General features: G+C 67.5%; 13 protein-coding genes. 2 read left to right on the forward strand and 11 right to left on the reverse strand.

Annotated elements, in window-relative coordinates; translation table 11 throughout:
• Positions 1 to 32: 32 nt before the first annotated feature.
• The 7 genes from JX552_RS17250 to JX552_RS17280 all read right to left on the reverse strand — a co-directional run bounded on the left by JX552_RS17250 (position 33) and on the right by JX552_RS17280 (position 6,521).
• The gene (locus tag JX552_RS17250) at positions 33 to 869 is read right to left on the reverse strand and encodes a DUF3097 domain-containing protein (protein ID WP_205873251.1); all 837 of its coding nucleotides are present in this window, start codon (positions 867 to 869) and stop codon (positions 33 to 35) included.
• 74 nt (positions 870 to 943) lie between these two features.
• The gene (locus JX552_RS17255; protein ID WP_205873252.1) at positions 944 to 2,020 is read right to left on the reverse strand and encodes an ABC transporter ATP-binding protein; all 1,077 of its coding nucleotides are present in this window, start codon (positions 2,018 to 2,020) and stop codon (positions 944 to 946) included.
• A gap of 5 nt (positions 2,021 to 2,025) precedes the next feature.
• Entirely contained in the window at positions 2,026 to 2,856 is an 831-nt protein-coding gene (locus JX552_RS17260) for a carbohydrate ABC transporter permease (protein ID WP_205873253.1), read from the reverse strand.
• Positions 2,843 to 3,754, reverse strand: a complete 912-nt coding sequence (locus JX552_RS17265) for a carbohydrate ABC transporter permease (RefSeq protein ID WP_241011167.1) — start codon at positions 3,752 to 3,754, stop codon at positions 2,843 to 2,845. The genes JX552_RS17260 and JX552_RS17265 overlap by 14 nt, the downstream gene beginning before the upstream one ends.
• 17 nt (positions 3,755 to 3,771) lie before the next feature.
• Positions 3,772 to 5,094, reverse strand: a complete 1,323-nt coding sequence (locus tag JX552_RS17270) for an ABC transporter substrate-binding protein (protein WP_205873254.1) — start codon at positions 5,092 to 5,094, stop codon at positions 3,772 to 3,774.
• Between the two features lie 123 nt (positions 5,095 to 5,217).
• The gene (locus JX552_RS17275) at positions 5,218 to 6,066 is read right to left on the reverse strand and encodes a nuclear transport factor 2 family protein (protein WP_205873255.1); all 849 of its coding nucleotides are present in this window, start codon (positions 6,064 to 6,066) and stop codon (positions 5,218 to 5,220) included.
• Entirely contained in the window at positions 6,063 to 6,521 is a 459-nt protein-coding gene (locus JX552_RS17280; RefSeq protein WP_205873256.1) for an isochorismatase family protein, read from the reverse strand. The genes JX552_RS17275 and JX552_RS17280 overlap by 4 nt, the downstream gene beginning before the upstream one ends.
• 74 nt (positions 6,522 to 6,595) lie before the next feature.
• Here JX552_RS17280 and JX552_RS17285 point away from each other — a divergent pair, with 74 nt between their 5' ends.
• On the forward strand, positions 6,596 to 7,588 hold the full coding sequence (locus tag JX552_RS17285) for a DoxX family protein (protein WP_205873257.1): 993 nt from the start codon (positions 6,596 to 6,598) through the stop codon (positions 7,586 to 7,588).
• Here JX552_RS17285 and JX552_RS17290 read toward each other — a convergent pair.
• From JX552_RS17290 to JX552_RS17300, 3 genes are read right to left on the reverse strand one after another with little or no spacing between them, the layout of a single operon-like run.
• Positions 7,585 to 8,106, reverse strand: a complete 522-nt coding sequence (locus JX552_RS17290; protein WP_205873258.1) for a gluconokinase — start codon at positions 8,104 to 8,106, stop codon at positions 7,585 to 7,587. The two genes, JX552_RS17285 and JX552_RS17290, sit on opposite strands and share 4 nt — an antisense overlap.
• Positions 8,076 to 10,082 carry a DUF7064 domain-containing protein gene (locus JX552_RS17295; RefSeq protein WP_205873259.1) on the reverse strand — a complete coding sequence of 669 codons (2,007 nt, stop codon included), beginning with the start codon at positions 10,080 to 10,082 and terminating at the stop codon, positions 8,076 to 8,078. The genes JX552_RS17290 and JX552_RS17295 overlap by 31 nt, the downstream gene beginning before the upstream one ends.
• A gap of 17 nt (positions 10,083 to 10,099) precedes the next feature.
• On the reverse strand, positions 10,100 to 11,605 hold the full coding sequence (locus tag JX552_RS17300) for a carboxylesterase/lipase family protein (RefSeq protein ID WP_205873260.1): 1,506 nt from the start codon (positions 11,603 to 11,605) through the stop codon (positions 10,100 to 10,102).
• A 78-nt stretch (positions 11,606 to 11,683) separates the two neighbouring features.
• On the opposite strand from JX552_RS17300, the gene JX552_RS17305 reads away from it, so the two are divergent.
• The gene (locus JX552_RS17305; RefSeq protein WP_205873261.1) at positions 11,684 to 12,304 is read left to right on the forward strand and encodes a hypothetical protein; all 621 of its coding nucleotides are present in this window, start codon (positions 11,684 to 11,686) and stop codon (positions 12,302 to 12,304) included.
• Positions 12,305 to 12,465: 161 nt separating this feature from the next.
• On the opposite strand, the gene JX552_RS17310 is transcribed toward JX552_RS17305, so the two are convergent.
• Positions 12,466 to 14,049: a PE family protein gene (locus JX552_RS17310; RefSeq protein WP_205873262.1), complete on the reverse strand. Its 1,584-nt coding sequence runs from the start codon at positions 14,047 to 14,049 to the stop codon at positions 12,466 to 12,468.
• Positions 14,050 to 14,051: the final 2 nt, after the last annotated feature.

Genomic DNA, 14,051 nt, shown 5'->3' on the forward strand with positions numbered 1-14,051 from the left:
TGCCGGGCACTTCCAAGAACGTGACGGTGACCTCAGTCACATGGTTGCGTCACGAAATCGATCAGCTCCTCCACCCTGCCGATCAGCGCCGGTTCCAGGTCGTTCCAGTCGCGGACCTGCGACCTGATGCGCCGCCACGCTGCGGCGATGTCGGCCTGGTTGGCGTGCGGCCAGCCCAGCACCCGGCAGATGCCGTGCTTCCACTCGATGTGCCGCGGCACGGTCGGCCAGGACTGCAGGCCGAGCCGCTGCGGCTTGACGGCCTGCCAGATGTCCACGTAGGGATGCCCGACGACCAGGGTGTCCTCTCCCCCGGGACCTCTGCGCACCGCCTCGGCGATGCGCGACTCTTTGGACCCGGGCACCAGGTGGTCGACCAGCACGCCGAGCCGGCATCCCGGGCCGGGCCGGAACTCGCTGACGATGCCCACCAGGTCGTCGACCCCGCCGAGATGCTCGACCACGACACCCTCGATCTTCAGGTCATCGCCCCAGACCTGGGCGATCAGCTCCGCATCGTGGCGGCCCTCCACATAGATCCGCCCGGCGCGGGCGACCCGGGCCCGAGCGCCCCGCACCGCGACCGATCCGGACGCTGTACGGGCCGGGGCCGGGGGCGCCGATCGACGCGGTGGAGTCAGAATCACCGGTTGACCGTCGAGCAGATAGCCGGGGCCCAGCGGAAATCCCCGGGTCTTGCCGTGCCGGTCTTCGAGGTCGACGCGGCCGTATTCGACGCGGACCACCGCGCCGACGTACCCGGTCTGCGCGTCCTCGACGACCATACCCAGCTCTACCGGGTGCTCTACCGAACGAGGCTTGCGCCGCCCACCGCCGGCCAGGACATCTGTTCCATAGCGATCAACCACCCGGCCATACTAGGGAGCCGGCACCCGGATCACCTGCGCGGCACGCCGCGACTACGCACGAAACTGGTTGTCCATCACGATATTCGGTGTCCGTCGGTGGTGAAGAAATGCAGGTGTCCGGGTTGCGGATGCAGGTACACCCGACTGCCCTTGCACGGCGGGTCCTGGCCGTCGGTCCGGGCGATGATGGGCTTGCTGATCACCGTGTCGGCCCCGGTGATGCGGCCGTACAGGTAGGCGTCCGCGCCCAACTCTTCGACCACGTCCACTTCCATCTCGACACCGACACCGACACTGCCCAGCTCGAAATGTTCGGGTCGGACGCCGACGACGATTTCCGAAGCGGTCCCGGCGATCTCGCGCGGCAGCGGGATTTCCCAGTCACCCAGCGAGACAGCCGATCCAACTACTGGGAGAGTGAACAGATTCATCGCCGGCGAACCGATGAAACCCGCGACGAACACGTTGTCCGGTTTGCGGTAGAGCTCACGGGGCGCCGCGCATTGTTGCAGCACCCCGTCCCGCAACACCGCGACGCGGTCGCCCATGGTCATGGCTTCGACCTGATCGTGGGTGACATACACCGTGGTGGTGCCGAGTTGGCGCTGTAGGGCAGCGATCTGGTTGCGGGTCTGCACGCGCAGTTTGGCATCCAGGTTCGACAGGGGTTCGTCCATCAGGAACACCTGCGGACGGCGCACGATTGCCCGTCCCATCGCCACCCGCTGGCGCTGCCCACCGGAGAGATCTTTCGGCTTGCGTTCCAGGTACGGCTCCAGATCAAGCATGCGCGCCGCCGCCAACACCCGTTCGCGGATCTCGGTTTTCGGCGTTTTGGCCACCTTGAGCGCGAAGCCCATGTTCTGCGCGACCGTCATATGTGGATAGAGCGCATAGTTCTGGAAGACCATCGCGACGTCGCGGTCCTTGGGATCGAGGTTCGTCACATCGCGCTCGCCGATCCGGATGCGTCCGGAGTCCAGCGTTTCCAGTCCCGCCAGCATCCGCAACGATGTCGTCTTGCCGCATCCCGACGGCCCGACCAGGACCATGAATTCGCCGTCGCCGACGACGAGATCCAGGCTTTCCAGAGCGGCCCGATCGCTACCCGGATAGCGCCGTGTCGCCTGCTCGAAACTCACCGAAGCCATTGCGGCTAACCACCCATCCCCGTCACGGCGATGCCGCGGACGAACGAACGCTGGGCGAGAGCGTAGATGATCACCAGCGGCAACAGGATCAGAATGGAGGTCGCCATCAGCACGGGCCAGCGGGCAACGTATTCGCCCCGTAACCGGACGAGGCCGAGGGTCAGGGTGGCCAGACTGTTGCGCTGGATCATCAACAGCGGCCACAGGAAGTCGTTCCACACGCTGACCCAGGTCAGCACGGCCAGCACCATCACCGCCGGTCTGGCGTGCGGCAGCAGAATGCGCCAGTAGATCTGCCACGGCGAGCATCCGTCGAGAATCGCTGCCTCCTCGAGATCGGTCGGCAGAGTGCGGAAGAACTGCCGCATCAGGTACGTGCCGAACGCGCTGCCGAACAAACCCGGCACGATCATAGCCCAGGGTGTGTCGACCCACCCCAGCGTCCGCATCACGATGAACTGCGGGATCACCGTCACCGTCAACGGCACCATCAAGGTGCCCAGATACAACAGGAACAGGGTGTCGCGGCCGCGAAAATTCAACCGCGCGAAGGAATATCCGGCGAGCGAGGAGAACATCACCTGGCCGCCGGTGACGCAGCCGGCGTACAGCACGGTGTTGAGGAACATCCGCCAGAACGGCATCAGGTCGAATACTGTGGAGTAGTTGGACCAGCTCGGACTGGACGGCAGCAGCCGGGCGTCGCCGATCTCGCCCTCCTTCTTCAACGATCCGGAGATCGCCCACAGAATGGGAAACAGCGCGCACCAGGCAACGACGATCAACGCCGCGTAGGACGCCGCGGCACGCAGAACGGCGCGCTTAGCTGAGACCACGGGAGGACTCCCACGCGCGCCGGCGGGTGATACGTAGCTGCAGCACCGTGAGCACCAGCAGGATGGCGAACATCACCCACGCCAGTGCGGAAGCGTAACCGAATTCCAGGAACGAGAACGCGTGCTGGAAGAGCATGACGCCCAACACGTAGGTACCGGTCTCGGGTCCGCCGTTGGCGCCGGTAAGAACGTAGACGAGGTCGAATGCCTGAAACGCGTGGATGATCGAGATGACCACGACGAACGACATCGCACCGCGGATCAATGGCACCGTGATGGACGCGAACTGCCGGACCTCGCCCGCACCGTCGATTCTGGCTGCCTCGTACATGTTTTCCGGAATGCCCTGCATCGCCGCCAGCAGAACCACGGTGGCGAACGGGACGCTGCGCCAGACGCTCACCATGCACAACGCCACCATGGCCCAGTGCGGTTCGACCAGCCACGGAATCGGACCGATCCCGACCCAGCCGAGCATGATGTTGAGCAACCCGTTGTCGGTGTTGAACACGAACTGCCAGACGACCGCCATCACCACCGATGAAATTGCCAGCGGTAGGAACACGATAGTGCGAAAGATGCCGATACCCTTGACTTTTCGGTTGAGCACACCGGCGACAATGAGGCTGATGAGCACGGTCGGCAGCACGGTGCCCAGGCTGTAGATCACCGTGTTGCGCATCGCGATCAGAAACAGCGGATCCGAGGTGAACAGCTGACGGAAATTGGCCAGACCGACAAACTTGGCCGGAGTGAACACGTCCCATTCCTGAACGCTCATATAGAGCGAGAAACCCAGCGGAAACAGCATGAAGAGCAGCACCGCGGCCAGGTTCGGTGCAACGAAAAGCCGTCCGGCCCAGGCTCGTCGGCGCCAGGGTCGGGTTCTCGCCGGGATGGGTGCGTCGACCGCGCTCACGGATTTCGCAGCACCTCGTCGACGGAATGCGACAAGCCGGACAGTGAGGTTGCCGGCCGTGCACCGCGCAGCACCGGGCCGAAGTTGCGGTCCATCAGGGCAACCACCTTCTCCCACGCCGGTGTGATCGGCAGGCCCTCTGACACCACCGGTCCGTCAGTGAGCACCGCGAGGTTGCCGACCCTACGGTGTGAGTCGGCGAACCCGGGCGAGCCGATCGCCGACCGCAGGACGGGAACGAATAGTCGAGACTCACCGATCAGGGCCTGGCCGGCGGGGCCACTGGCGAACTTGAGGAACTCCCACGCCTGCTCCTTGCGCTTGCTGGTGGCCGCGATGGCAAGGCCCGTGACCCCGATGTTCGAGCGGGCGGTGTGCCCGCGCGGTCCCAACGGCAGCGGGGCGACGTCGAAATCCAGGCCGTCGGCCCGATCGAACGTCTGGTAGCGCCAGTGCCCGCCCAGGGCTATCGCGGCCTTGTTCACCGAGAAGAGGTCGGCGTTGGACATCGACTGTTGGTCTGACGCGCCGGGCGCCACCTTGTGCTTGTTGATCAGGTCCGCGTAGAACTGCACCGCCTCGATGAACGCGTCGTCGTCGAAGTTCAGGTGGGTGGGGTCGGTCCGCGGGGACGACCACCGCACGCCGTTGTTCATTGCGAACAGGCCGGCCGAGTAGAAAGACACCCAGGCGTTGACGAATCCCCACTGCGTGACCCGGCCCGAGCGCTCACGCTTGGTGAGAGCCTTTGCCGCATCCAGGAATTCGGTGAAACTCCAGCTCTGCTGCCAGGTGCGCGGCGGCGGGGGCACTCCGGCGGCGTCGAACAGGGCCTTGTTATAGAACAGATAGTTTCCCGACCACTGCTCCGGGAAGGCGTACTGGCCGCCTTCCGGACCGGCCGGGTAGGTGAAGGTCCGGTAGAGCGAGTCGATGCTGTCCGCCTTGAGCTGGGCAGCGAAATCGGCATCGCGCGCCAGTAGCGGGTTCAGGTCCAACAGCACACCACGGTCAGCGAGCTCGGCATAGGTGAGTTCCCACGTCATCAGCACGTCCGGGCATTTTCCACCCGCGCAGAAAGTCGAGAGCTGCTGCATCACGCCGGGTCCCGACAGCAGCGCCCGGACCTTGATGTCGGGGTGCCGGCGCTGGAACTCGTTGACGACTCTCATCCGCGGCCGGACTTCGTCGGGATTCGCGGCGAAGAAGAAGGTCAGCGCGTCGTCGGCGTCAGAAGCGCAAGCCCCAGACCAGGGTGACAGGGCCAGCGCGCCTGCGCCCTGCAGCAGGCTGCGCCGTCCAAACGGCTTCTCGATCATGGTGCTCCCGGAACCGGCCCGTTGCCGCACTCCCATGGCGGTGTCTGATGTTCTTCATAGCCGACACTCCTGTGCGCTGCCTGGGATGCGCCACTATCCCGGTGAATTCTCAGGACGGCGACTTCAGAACGGCCTGCTGTCGCTGCTCTGACCAGCGCTATCGCGACGCATTGAGCACGCGGGAAAGTAGCGGACCGCGTCGATCTCGTTGCCGCGCCAGGCCACATCGGCGAAGACGATGCCACGCCCGTGATCGGAGGCCACCGATACCGCCACGGTGGATCCCGCGCCGATCACCTTGGCCCAGTCGGCACCGTGCAGATGCTCACCGAGTCCAGCCAGGTCCAGTGCGTCATTGTCACCCAAAGTGATTGCGGCAGCGGGCGACAACCGCTCACGCGCGGCAGAGTCGTCGCCCCGCGCAACCGCCCGCAGAAAGCCCTCCACCAATCTCTTGTGGCGTGCGCCCACCCGGCGAAACCCGGTCATGAAGCCGACGGCGCCCCGCGGACCCTGATTGCCCAGCAGGCCTTTGGCGAGTTGCACACCCGGCCCCAACGCCCGGGATCCGGTTCTCAGGAACTGCACCATCATGGCTGGCAACTCCCAATAGGCGCGCAAGTGCGCAACCTTCCACTCCCCGCCTACCTCTCGCAGGTCATACCGCAGGAACGCCGGAATGAACATGGTCACCGCATCGCCCATCGCGACCTCGAGTTCAAGATCGCGAAGCACCGTGGGACCCGAAACGATATCGACATCACGGTGGAAGGTGATGCCGCGCGGCCCGATGAACGTGTCGTAGAAACGGTAGATGGCGTCGTGCCCGACGTGTGGGCTCGATCCCACGGGGTCTTCGACGCGGCCGTCGTCGGTGAACACCCGGACCCACGCGTCACGGTCATGCACCGAAACCGCGCGCGGTGAACGCTCTACCGCGGCCAGCAGGTCGTCCCGGTGGGATGTCGTCATGGGTGCTTTCCGATCAACTCGATATTGGCGTTACGCGTCTTGTGAAGCATGTGGTCGATCGCAGCGGCCGACACACCGGCCGTCAAATCCAGCAAAACCCGGGGAACCAGGCCGGCCCGGGCCGCGTCATGTGCGGTGCGGCGCACACAATGATCCGTGGCCAGACCCGCCACGTCGACCGCGTCGACCCCTTGTTGCCGGAGCCAGTCCGATAAGGACATCCCGTTCTCGTCGACGCCCTCGAAGCCGCTGTAGCCCGCGCCGTAGGCGCCTTTGCGGAAGACGGCTTCGATGGGCTCGGTGTCGAGTTCGGACGCGAACTCCACCCCGGCGCTGCCGGGATCGCCCGCGAGATAGTCGCTGATCGACCGGGACACCGCGCGCGCGCCGGGGACGGGCAGTGCCCCACCCTCGCAGAAATCCTTCTGCACGTCGACAATTATCAACGCCCGCACGCCGTACACCCTATCGCCGAATTACCGAGGATCCGGCGGGTTTGTGTGCTGGCCGGCCGGGGAACACAGCGCCCATGTTGATCCGCAGAATCGCCCGACCCATGTTGTCAGCTGTGTTTATCGGTCAGGGAGTGGACGCCCTGCTCAACCCGAAACCCGCGGCTCAGGCCGCGCAACCGACGGTGAGCGGCTTGCAGTCGCTGCCGGACTCGGTGAGCAGCAACATCCCTGCGGACGCCGAGACGTTCGCCCAGATCAACGCTGCCGTGCAGATCGGCGGTGGGGTGCTGCTGGCCGCCGGCAAGCTGCCCCGCTTGGCGTCGGCAGCGTTGGCGCTGACGGTGATCCCGGGAAACCTTGGGACACATATGTTTTGGAACGAAGCCGACCCGCAGCTCAAGGCCGACAAGCGGCGCGCATTCCTGGCCGATGTGAGCTTGCTGGGTGGGCTGCTCATCGCGTCCGCCGACACTGCGGGCAAGCCGTCATTGGGCTGGCGAGGGCGCCGTGCCGCCGAGCGACTTTCCGGCAAGGTGTCCGGCGCGCTGCCGGGGTCCTCGCACGAGGTGCTCGACTCGGAGTTGGGTGAAAAGATCGTGCACGGGCTGCAGGCCGGTGCCGAGCGGGGCCGCGAACTGGCCAGCACTGCCGCCGAGAAGACCGCGCCCTACGCCGAGGCCGCTCTGGAACGCGGTCGCGAGCTGGCCAGCACCGCAGCCGAACGCAGCGCCCCCTACGCCGAAGCCGCCCTGGAACGCAGCCGTGAACTGGCCACCACCGCGGCCGAGAAGAGTAGGCCCTACGCCAAGAAGGCCCGCAAGCGCAGTGAAAAGCTGGCCCACCGGGCCGCCGACCGCGGTGCCGACTACGCCGAACTCGCCCGCAAGCGGAGCGAGAAGTTGGCCGACACCGCCCGCGAGCGTGGCCTGGAACTCGCCGAAACCGCCCGTGACCGCGGCAGCCGGTTCGCCGACACGGCGGTGACCCGTGGCAACGAGTTGGCGGAGACGGCGCGCGACCGCCTCGACGACCAGCTCAGCACCACGCGCAAGCGCTGGGGACGCTAGGCGGTTCTGGCCAGGAAGGCATCGATGACGGCGTTCACATCGCGGTCGTCGATGTCGATAACGCTGCCGGGTTCGTCGGCGCCGAGCGGCTCCTGTGTGTCGAGTTGCGTCTGGAGCAGAGTCGCTGGCATGAAATGACCGGGCCTGGCGGCCAGGCGGGCGGCGATGAGTTCGGGTCGACCCCGCAGCTGCAGGAACTGCGCTGACGGGCTGTAGCGGCGCAGCACGTCCCGGTATGCGCGTTTGAGCGCTGAGCAACTCAGCACTCCGTCGGGGTGCGCTGCCAGCCACTGGCCGACCGCGGCCAACCAGGGGTAACGGTCGTCGTCAGTCAGGGGTTGGCCGGAGGCCATCTTCGCGATGCTGGCGGGCGGGTGCAAATGGTCGGCGTCCTCGAAAGGCACGCGCAACCGCCGGGCCAGCGCGGCGCCGACGGTTGACTTGCCCGACCCGGACACCCCGATCACCACGACTGCGCCGCGCGAGCTCACCGAGGTTCGACTTGACTGCGATTCCATTCCATCCAGCCGGTGCCGGTTCGGCCGTCGGTGGTGGTGACGTCGACCCACGCGCGCGGAAAGTGGCTCACCCGCCCGTCCGCGCCGACCAGCCGGACCGGTGCGTGCGCACGAATCCGCACGTCCGCGGTGATCTCGGCGGGAATGAGTTCCAGCGTCTGGTTCTCAGGTAAACCGTTGGCGCCGAAGGCTTCCCGAATGTCCACCGTCGTCAGATCGATGATCTTGCCGGCGCCGTCCTGCGCATAACCGATACTGAACGCCGGGGTGTTCGGAATCTGGATCCGCACACCGTGCAGATGAGTTCCGCCCTGAAGGTGCAACGCGGTCCACATCCAGTCCATCGACCACCAGTCCCGCACGCCCCAGGAGTGATCGCGTTGCCCGGGCACCGAATTGATCTGGTAGCGAGCATGTTTGACGGTAACGGTGCCCGAGACGGCACACGGGATCTCATAGCGCGTGGTCAGCCGGTACTGGTAGGGGATGCCGCCGGTGGTCCACACCAGGTTCATCGCGAGATCGACCGGCTCGCCCGCCGCGCCCCGCAGCAGGGCCGAAGGGTCTTGGTAGGACTGGCCTTTGGCCTTGATATCGACCCGGTAGGTCCGTAGCGGCGACTCACTGTGGTGAGCGAGTTGCAGGCCGTCAGCCTGCGCCGTCCAGGCATCCGGCGGCATCGGTATCTGGTAGTCGACGACGACGGTGGGCTCGTCGGGTCCGCACACCAGCGCGTGTATCCACGCCATCTGCTGGTTCGGTATCAGCCCGATGCGGAACCAGCCGCCCAATCCTTCTGCGGCATCGACGAAGTCGGCGTACCAGCTTTCGCTCCACAGCGGCTCGTCGGTGGGCGGGTGAGCTCCTTCGTCCTCCGGCACCGGCCGCAGCGGCTCCGGGGCGGCGGCGTCCGGCAGAATAGCCAGCGCGTCAATATCCAGCACATGCTGGCAGTGCCGCTCCAGCATCGTCATGAACAACCGGTCACCCCGGTCGGTACGCTCGACCAGCATCGACGAGACGATCGCCATCATCACCCCGAAGAAGCTCTGGTGCCGCACCCCGTCACGGACATCGGAGACGCTCACCGGAGCCTGCGGCCCGAGCGCCTCGTGGTAGGCCTGCAACAACCCCTCGTACTGTTCGCGGCGCTCCGCAGCCGGCAGGGCGCAGCCCACGAAGTAGGCGAGGTCGGTGAACGCTGGGCCCCAGGAGACCGTCTGCCAGTCCACCACGGTGAGCGCCCGGGTGGCGCCCGGGGCCCCGAACAGCAGGTTGTCCAGGCGGTAGTCCCCGTGCACCAAGCCCTGGATGCCGCCGCGGGTGGCCTCCTCAGCCAGGTACCCGTCGAATGCGGATACCAGGCGCTCGCAGACGGCGAGGTGCGCCGGCGCGATGTGATCGGCGTACCGCTCGATGAAAGCGGTGTACAGCGGTGTGATCATCGCCTGATTGAGCGGTGATTCCCGATTCAGCCACGGCATGTCAGCGAACGCCATGTCGCCTAACAGGGGGCCGTGCAGCCGACCCAGCCCGGTGACCCCGAGGAAAGCCTGTTCGGTTGTAGCGCCGGCGATTTCGTCGCCCACCGTGGCAAGCCCGGCGTCATCGAGCAGCAGGTCGAACACGCCGGTGGAGACGTTGATGGCGGCGTGATAACACGGCGCGACCGCCCCGCCCAGGCGCGGGGCGATGTCGTGGTAGAAGCGGACTTCGCGCTCGTAGAGGCCGAGCGCCAGTCCCGTCTGCCGGCTCACCGGATCGGTCGCGGCGACCTTCAGGACCACCGACGACGGGCGGGGCTTGGTTTCCGGTTCGCTGTACGTCAACCCGATGCGGTAGCACTCGCTCATCTGGCCGGTGCCGATGCGCTCGGCGGTGAACTGCGAAATTGCGCCGGCGCGAACGGTGGCGGTCAGCCACTCGGGGGTGAGGTCGCTGGGCCGCTCGATGGCTTGGTCGGTGTTGGAAACCATGGGGTCAGCGTGCCAGGTCAGCGTGCGAGGGTGAAGCCGTCCCAGGCCAATCGGCGATGATGGTGCGGGTCGAACTCGATGCGCGACTTGCGATCGAAGACCATTACCGCACGTTCGTCGTGGGTGTAGACCGGCCAGTCCTCACCCGGCACGCCAGACCTGCTGAACGACCGCCACCGTCGTTGCACGTCGTTGCTGACCCGCAGCGCGGGACCCCGGTCGGCCGCCGCGGTCAGCAGTGCCCCGAACCGGGTCCGGTAGATGTCGAAAACCGCGAAGAGTTCGGTCGCGTGGGTGGCGCCGAAGCCCGACCACTGCAGTGTCCGCGGGGCATAGTCGTAGCGGTACAGGTAGGTGGGAGCGTGGTGGGTGTGGGCCTCGGCGATTTGCCAGGCCGCCGTGCTGAATGCGAAATCGCCACCCAGCTGGATGCATGCCTCCGGTTTGGGATACTTCGGGTAGGCGGCGGTAATACGTTCGCGCGCAGCCGGTTCCACTTCGGCCAGCAGCGCTTCGACCATAGTCTTGTTGGTCGGCAGCATGCCTAGGAAACGGGTGAACAGACGCCCCTCTTCGGCATTGGTCCCCACGATGAGCGGTACCTGATGCGCCCGCCCGGAACGCATCGCCTCGACGGGATCGATCGGCACCACGTCGTCGCCGAAAACGGGACCGATCGGGAAGGCGCCCAGCCGTTTCTGCATGCCCTGGTCGATCAGCCGGTGCTGGGCCTGGATCAGTTGGGCCGCCGACGCCCGCATGACCGCGTTGGCGGCGTCCCTGCTGCGCGCGCCGAGCAGTTCGGCGAAGCGCGTGGCGAATTCGGCGGCCACTTCCGTCGAACGCGTCATCCCGGCCGCCGGACTTTCCGAAATCGCCCGGTGGAATAACCCCGCCGCCTCGGGCACGGCCAGCAGCGTGGCCGTAATGTGCGCGCCGGCGCTCTCGCCGAAGATGGTGACGTTGCCGGGGTCGCCGCCGAAATTGGCGATGTTGTCCTTCACCCAGCGCAGCGCCATCACCAGGTCGCGCAGGTAGAGGTTGCCGTCGATGGTGACGTCCTGGGTCGACAGCGACGACAGGTCCAGGCAACCGAGCGCGCCCAACCGGTAGTTGACCGACACGTAGACGCAGCCACGGCGGGCCAGCGCGGCGCCGTCGTAGAGTGGCGTCGCCGAACTGCCCAGGATGTAGCCACCACCGTGGATGAAGACCATGACCGGCATAGGCTCGGATGCGCCGGCTTCGGGTGTCACGACGTTGAGGGTCAGGCAGTCTTCGCTCATAGGCTGATAGCGACCCACCCCGAGCATGGTGTAGCGGCGCTGCTGCGGCGCGCAGTTGGCGAAACCGTGGCAGTGCCGCACCCCTGACCAGGGCTGGACGGGCTGCGGCGCACGGTAGCGCAATGGGCCCACCGGCGGCCTGGCATAGGGGATCGAACGCCAGCGATTGACCCCGTCGCGGGTGAAGCCTTCGACGGTACCGGCGGTGGTGCGGGCGCGGACGATGCGCTCATGCATACTTCGACGTTAACCGACGCACCGAGGGGACGGCGCGCGCAGCGCCTGAAAGCGGTGTACGGCGGCTAGCCTGACGGGATGCGGATCGCCGCGCTCGTCGCAATCCCGTTACTGTTTGCCGGGTGCGCGCACATTGGTGGCAACAATTCTGGGCACCCGACCGCCACTCAGACGGCGCCGCCATCGCCGGCATCGGGCGCCCCGGCTGCCGGTGCCCCGGTCGCGGCCGTGATCGCCTGGGTGGAGGCAGCTCACCCCGCTGACCCGGCGCGCTACCAACTCGACGCGAATGTCGCGTTCAGCGCTAACGGCGGCAAAGCGAAATGCACGACGGATGCCAAGCACACCGCCGGTCTGCTGTCGTGCCTGATCGCGCTGACCAATCCCCCGCCCCGACCGGACACCGCCTACGGCGAATGGAAGGGCGGCTGGGTGGACTTCGACGGCACCCACCTGCAAGTCGGATCCGCCCGTGCCGATCCGGGATCGTTTCTGGCCGGCACCGGAACGACATTGGCCGATGGAGACTCGTTGTCTTTCGGCGACTTTCGCTGCCGCGCCGACCAGAGTGGCCCGGTGTGTGTCAACTACGCGCATCAGTCGGCGGTCCGGTTCAGCGCCGCGGGTGTTCAACCGTACGGATGCCTGCGGTCGGTGCCCCCGCCCGACGGTGTGGGCCTGGCGTTCAGCTGCCCGTGACGGACCCCGCGATGATTGCGAAATGCTTAGTCACTGGCGGCACTGTGTCGCCCTGATGATCGACGCGATATTCAGCGACGAGCGCCAGCCGCTACCCCCCGGCGCCCACCCTCTGTGCTACGTGCCCGAGCCGAACAGCTGGCCGCTCTGAGTTTTTCGGCTCAGCCGGGGGTGCCGTTGCTACCGAACAACAATCCACCCAACCCGCCGTTGCCGCCCGCTCCGGCAGCACCGTCGGGTGTGCCCGGCCCACCGGTGCCGCCGCCCCCGCCGTCGCCGCCGTCGCCGATCAAGGTGGTGGACCCGCCGTCGCCGCCGGCGCCCCCAGCCCCACCGGAACCGGTCGCGGCTGCTCCCCCGGCGCCGCCGCGGCCACCCGCTGCACCGTTGCCGAAGACCCAGCCGCCGGCTCCGCCGCGGCCGCCACGGGCTCCGTCTCCGCCCGCGTCCCCGGCACCGTCCGCCCGCCCTCCGGCTCCGCCCGCGCCGCCCGTGCCGCCGTCGCCCAACAATCGCGCGCCGCCGCCGTTGCCGCCCAAACCGCCGTCACCGCCGGCGCCCGCGGCCTGGGAAAGCGCGTCGCCGCCTGCCCCGCCGGCACCGCCGTTGCCGAACACCCACCCGCCGGCGCCGCCGTTGCCACCGACACCACCGGTCTCGCTGAAGTGACCGCCGCCCAGGCCACCCGATCCGCCGGTGCCGCCCGCCCCGATGAGTCCGGCGCTGCCACCGAAACCACCTGTCCCGCCGGTGCCGCCGGCCGCGCTGGATCCGCCTGCGCCGCCGCTGCCGCCGTTGCCGAACAGCAGCCCACCGGCGCCGCCGCCGCCTCCGGTACCGCCCAGCCCGCCCGTCGCGGCCGGGGCCGTCGCTGCAGCTCCCTGGCCGCCGGCTCCGCCATCACCGATCAACCAGGAATTGCCACCGGCACCGCCGGCGCCGCCGTTACCGCTGGTGGTTGCGATGCCGCCGGCGCCACCGGCTCCCCCGTTGCCGGCCAACAATCCACCCCAGCCGCCGGCGCCGCCGGTACCCCCACCGTTGGAGCCCAAGCCACCGGCTCCTCCGATCCCGCCCGCGCCCAGCAGAATCGCCTGACCACCCGCGCCGCCGAGACCTCCGATTCCGGCCGGCGCGGCGCCGCCGACTCCCCCTGCCCCACCGTTACCGAATAGCCAGCCGCCGTTGCCCCCGGTGCCACCGACGCCGCCAGTGGCACCCTGGCCACCAGCCCCACCGTTGCCGAACAACCCAGCCGCACCGCCTCTTCCGCCCGCGGGGTGGACACCGCCGCCGGATCCGCCGGACCCACCGTTGCCGAACAACAGGCCCCCGGCCCCGCCGTCCGCGCCGGTTCCTGCGGCGCCGTCGGCGCCGTTGCCGATCAGCGGGCGCCCCAACAACAGCTGAGTAGGCAGGTTGATCAGGTTGAGCAGGTCGTTGAGGGGGCCCAGTGCAGCCGCGCCCGCGGCCTCGGCACCGGCATAGGAGGTCGCACTGGTGGCGAGGGCCTGCACGAACCGGGTGTGGAAGAGGCGCGCCTGCGCACTCACCGCGTGATAGCCCACCGCATGCCGGCCGAAGATTGAGGCGACGGCCGCAGACACTTCATCGGCGCCGGCGGGAAGAATCTCCGCGATGCATGGTGCGGCAATTGCGTTGGCGGCGTTGACCGCTGATTCGATCGACGTCAACTGTGTTGCCGCAGAGTCCATTATCTCCGGCATCGCGAACATAGACGACATTG

Source organism: Mycobacterium gordonae (assembly GCF_017086405.1).
In the GTDB taxonomy this organism is placed as follows: domain Bacteria; phylum Actinomycetota; class Actinomycetes; order Mycobacteriales; family Mycobacteriaceae; genus Mycobacterium; species Mycobacterium gordonae_D.

Excerpts from the sequence above, each read along its gene's own strand:
- JX552_RS17270 (WP_205873254.1), bottom strand. The coding sequence starts at position 5,094 with ATGATCGAGAAGCCGTTTGGACGGCGCAGCCTGCTGCAGGGCGCAGGC.
- JX552_RS17310 (WP_205873262.1), bottom strand. The coding sequence starts at position 14,049 with ATGTCGTCTATGTTCGCGATGCCGGAGATAATGGACTCTGCGGCAACA.
- JX552_RS17300 (WP_205873260.1), bottom strand. The coding sequence starts at position 11,605 with ATGCATGAGCGCATCGTCCGCGCCCGCACCACCGCCGGTACCGTCGAA.
- JX552_RS17295 (WP_205873259.1), bottom strand. The coding sequence starts at position 10,082 with ATGGTTTCCAACACCGACCAAGCCATCGAGCGGCCCAGCGACCTCACC.
- JX552_RS17255 (WP_205873252.1), bottom strand. The coding sequence starts at position 2,020 with ATGGCTTCGGTGAGTTTCGAGCAGGCGACACGGCGCTATCCGGGTAGC.
- JX552_RS17275 (WP_205873255.1), bottom strand. The coding sequence starts at position 6,066 with ATGACGACATCCCACCGGGACGACCTGCTGGCCGCGGTAGAGCGTTCA.
- JX552_RS17305 (WP_205873261.1), top strand. The coding sequence starts at position 11,684 with ATGCGGATCGCCGCGCTCGTCGCAATCCCGTTACTGTTTGCCGGGTGC.
- JX552_RS17290 (WP_205873258.1), bottom strand. The coding sequence starts at position 8,106 with ATGGAATCGCAGTCAAGTCGAACCTCGGTGAGCTCGCGCGGCGCAGTC.
- JX552_RS17285 (WP_205873257.1), top strand. The coding sequence starts at position 6,596 with ATGTTGATCCGCAGAATCGCCCGACCCATGTTGTCAGCTGTGTTTATC.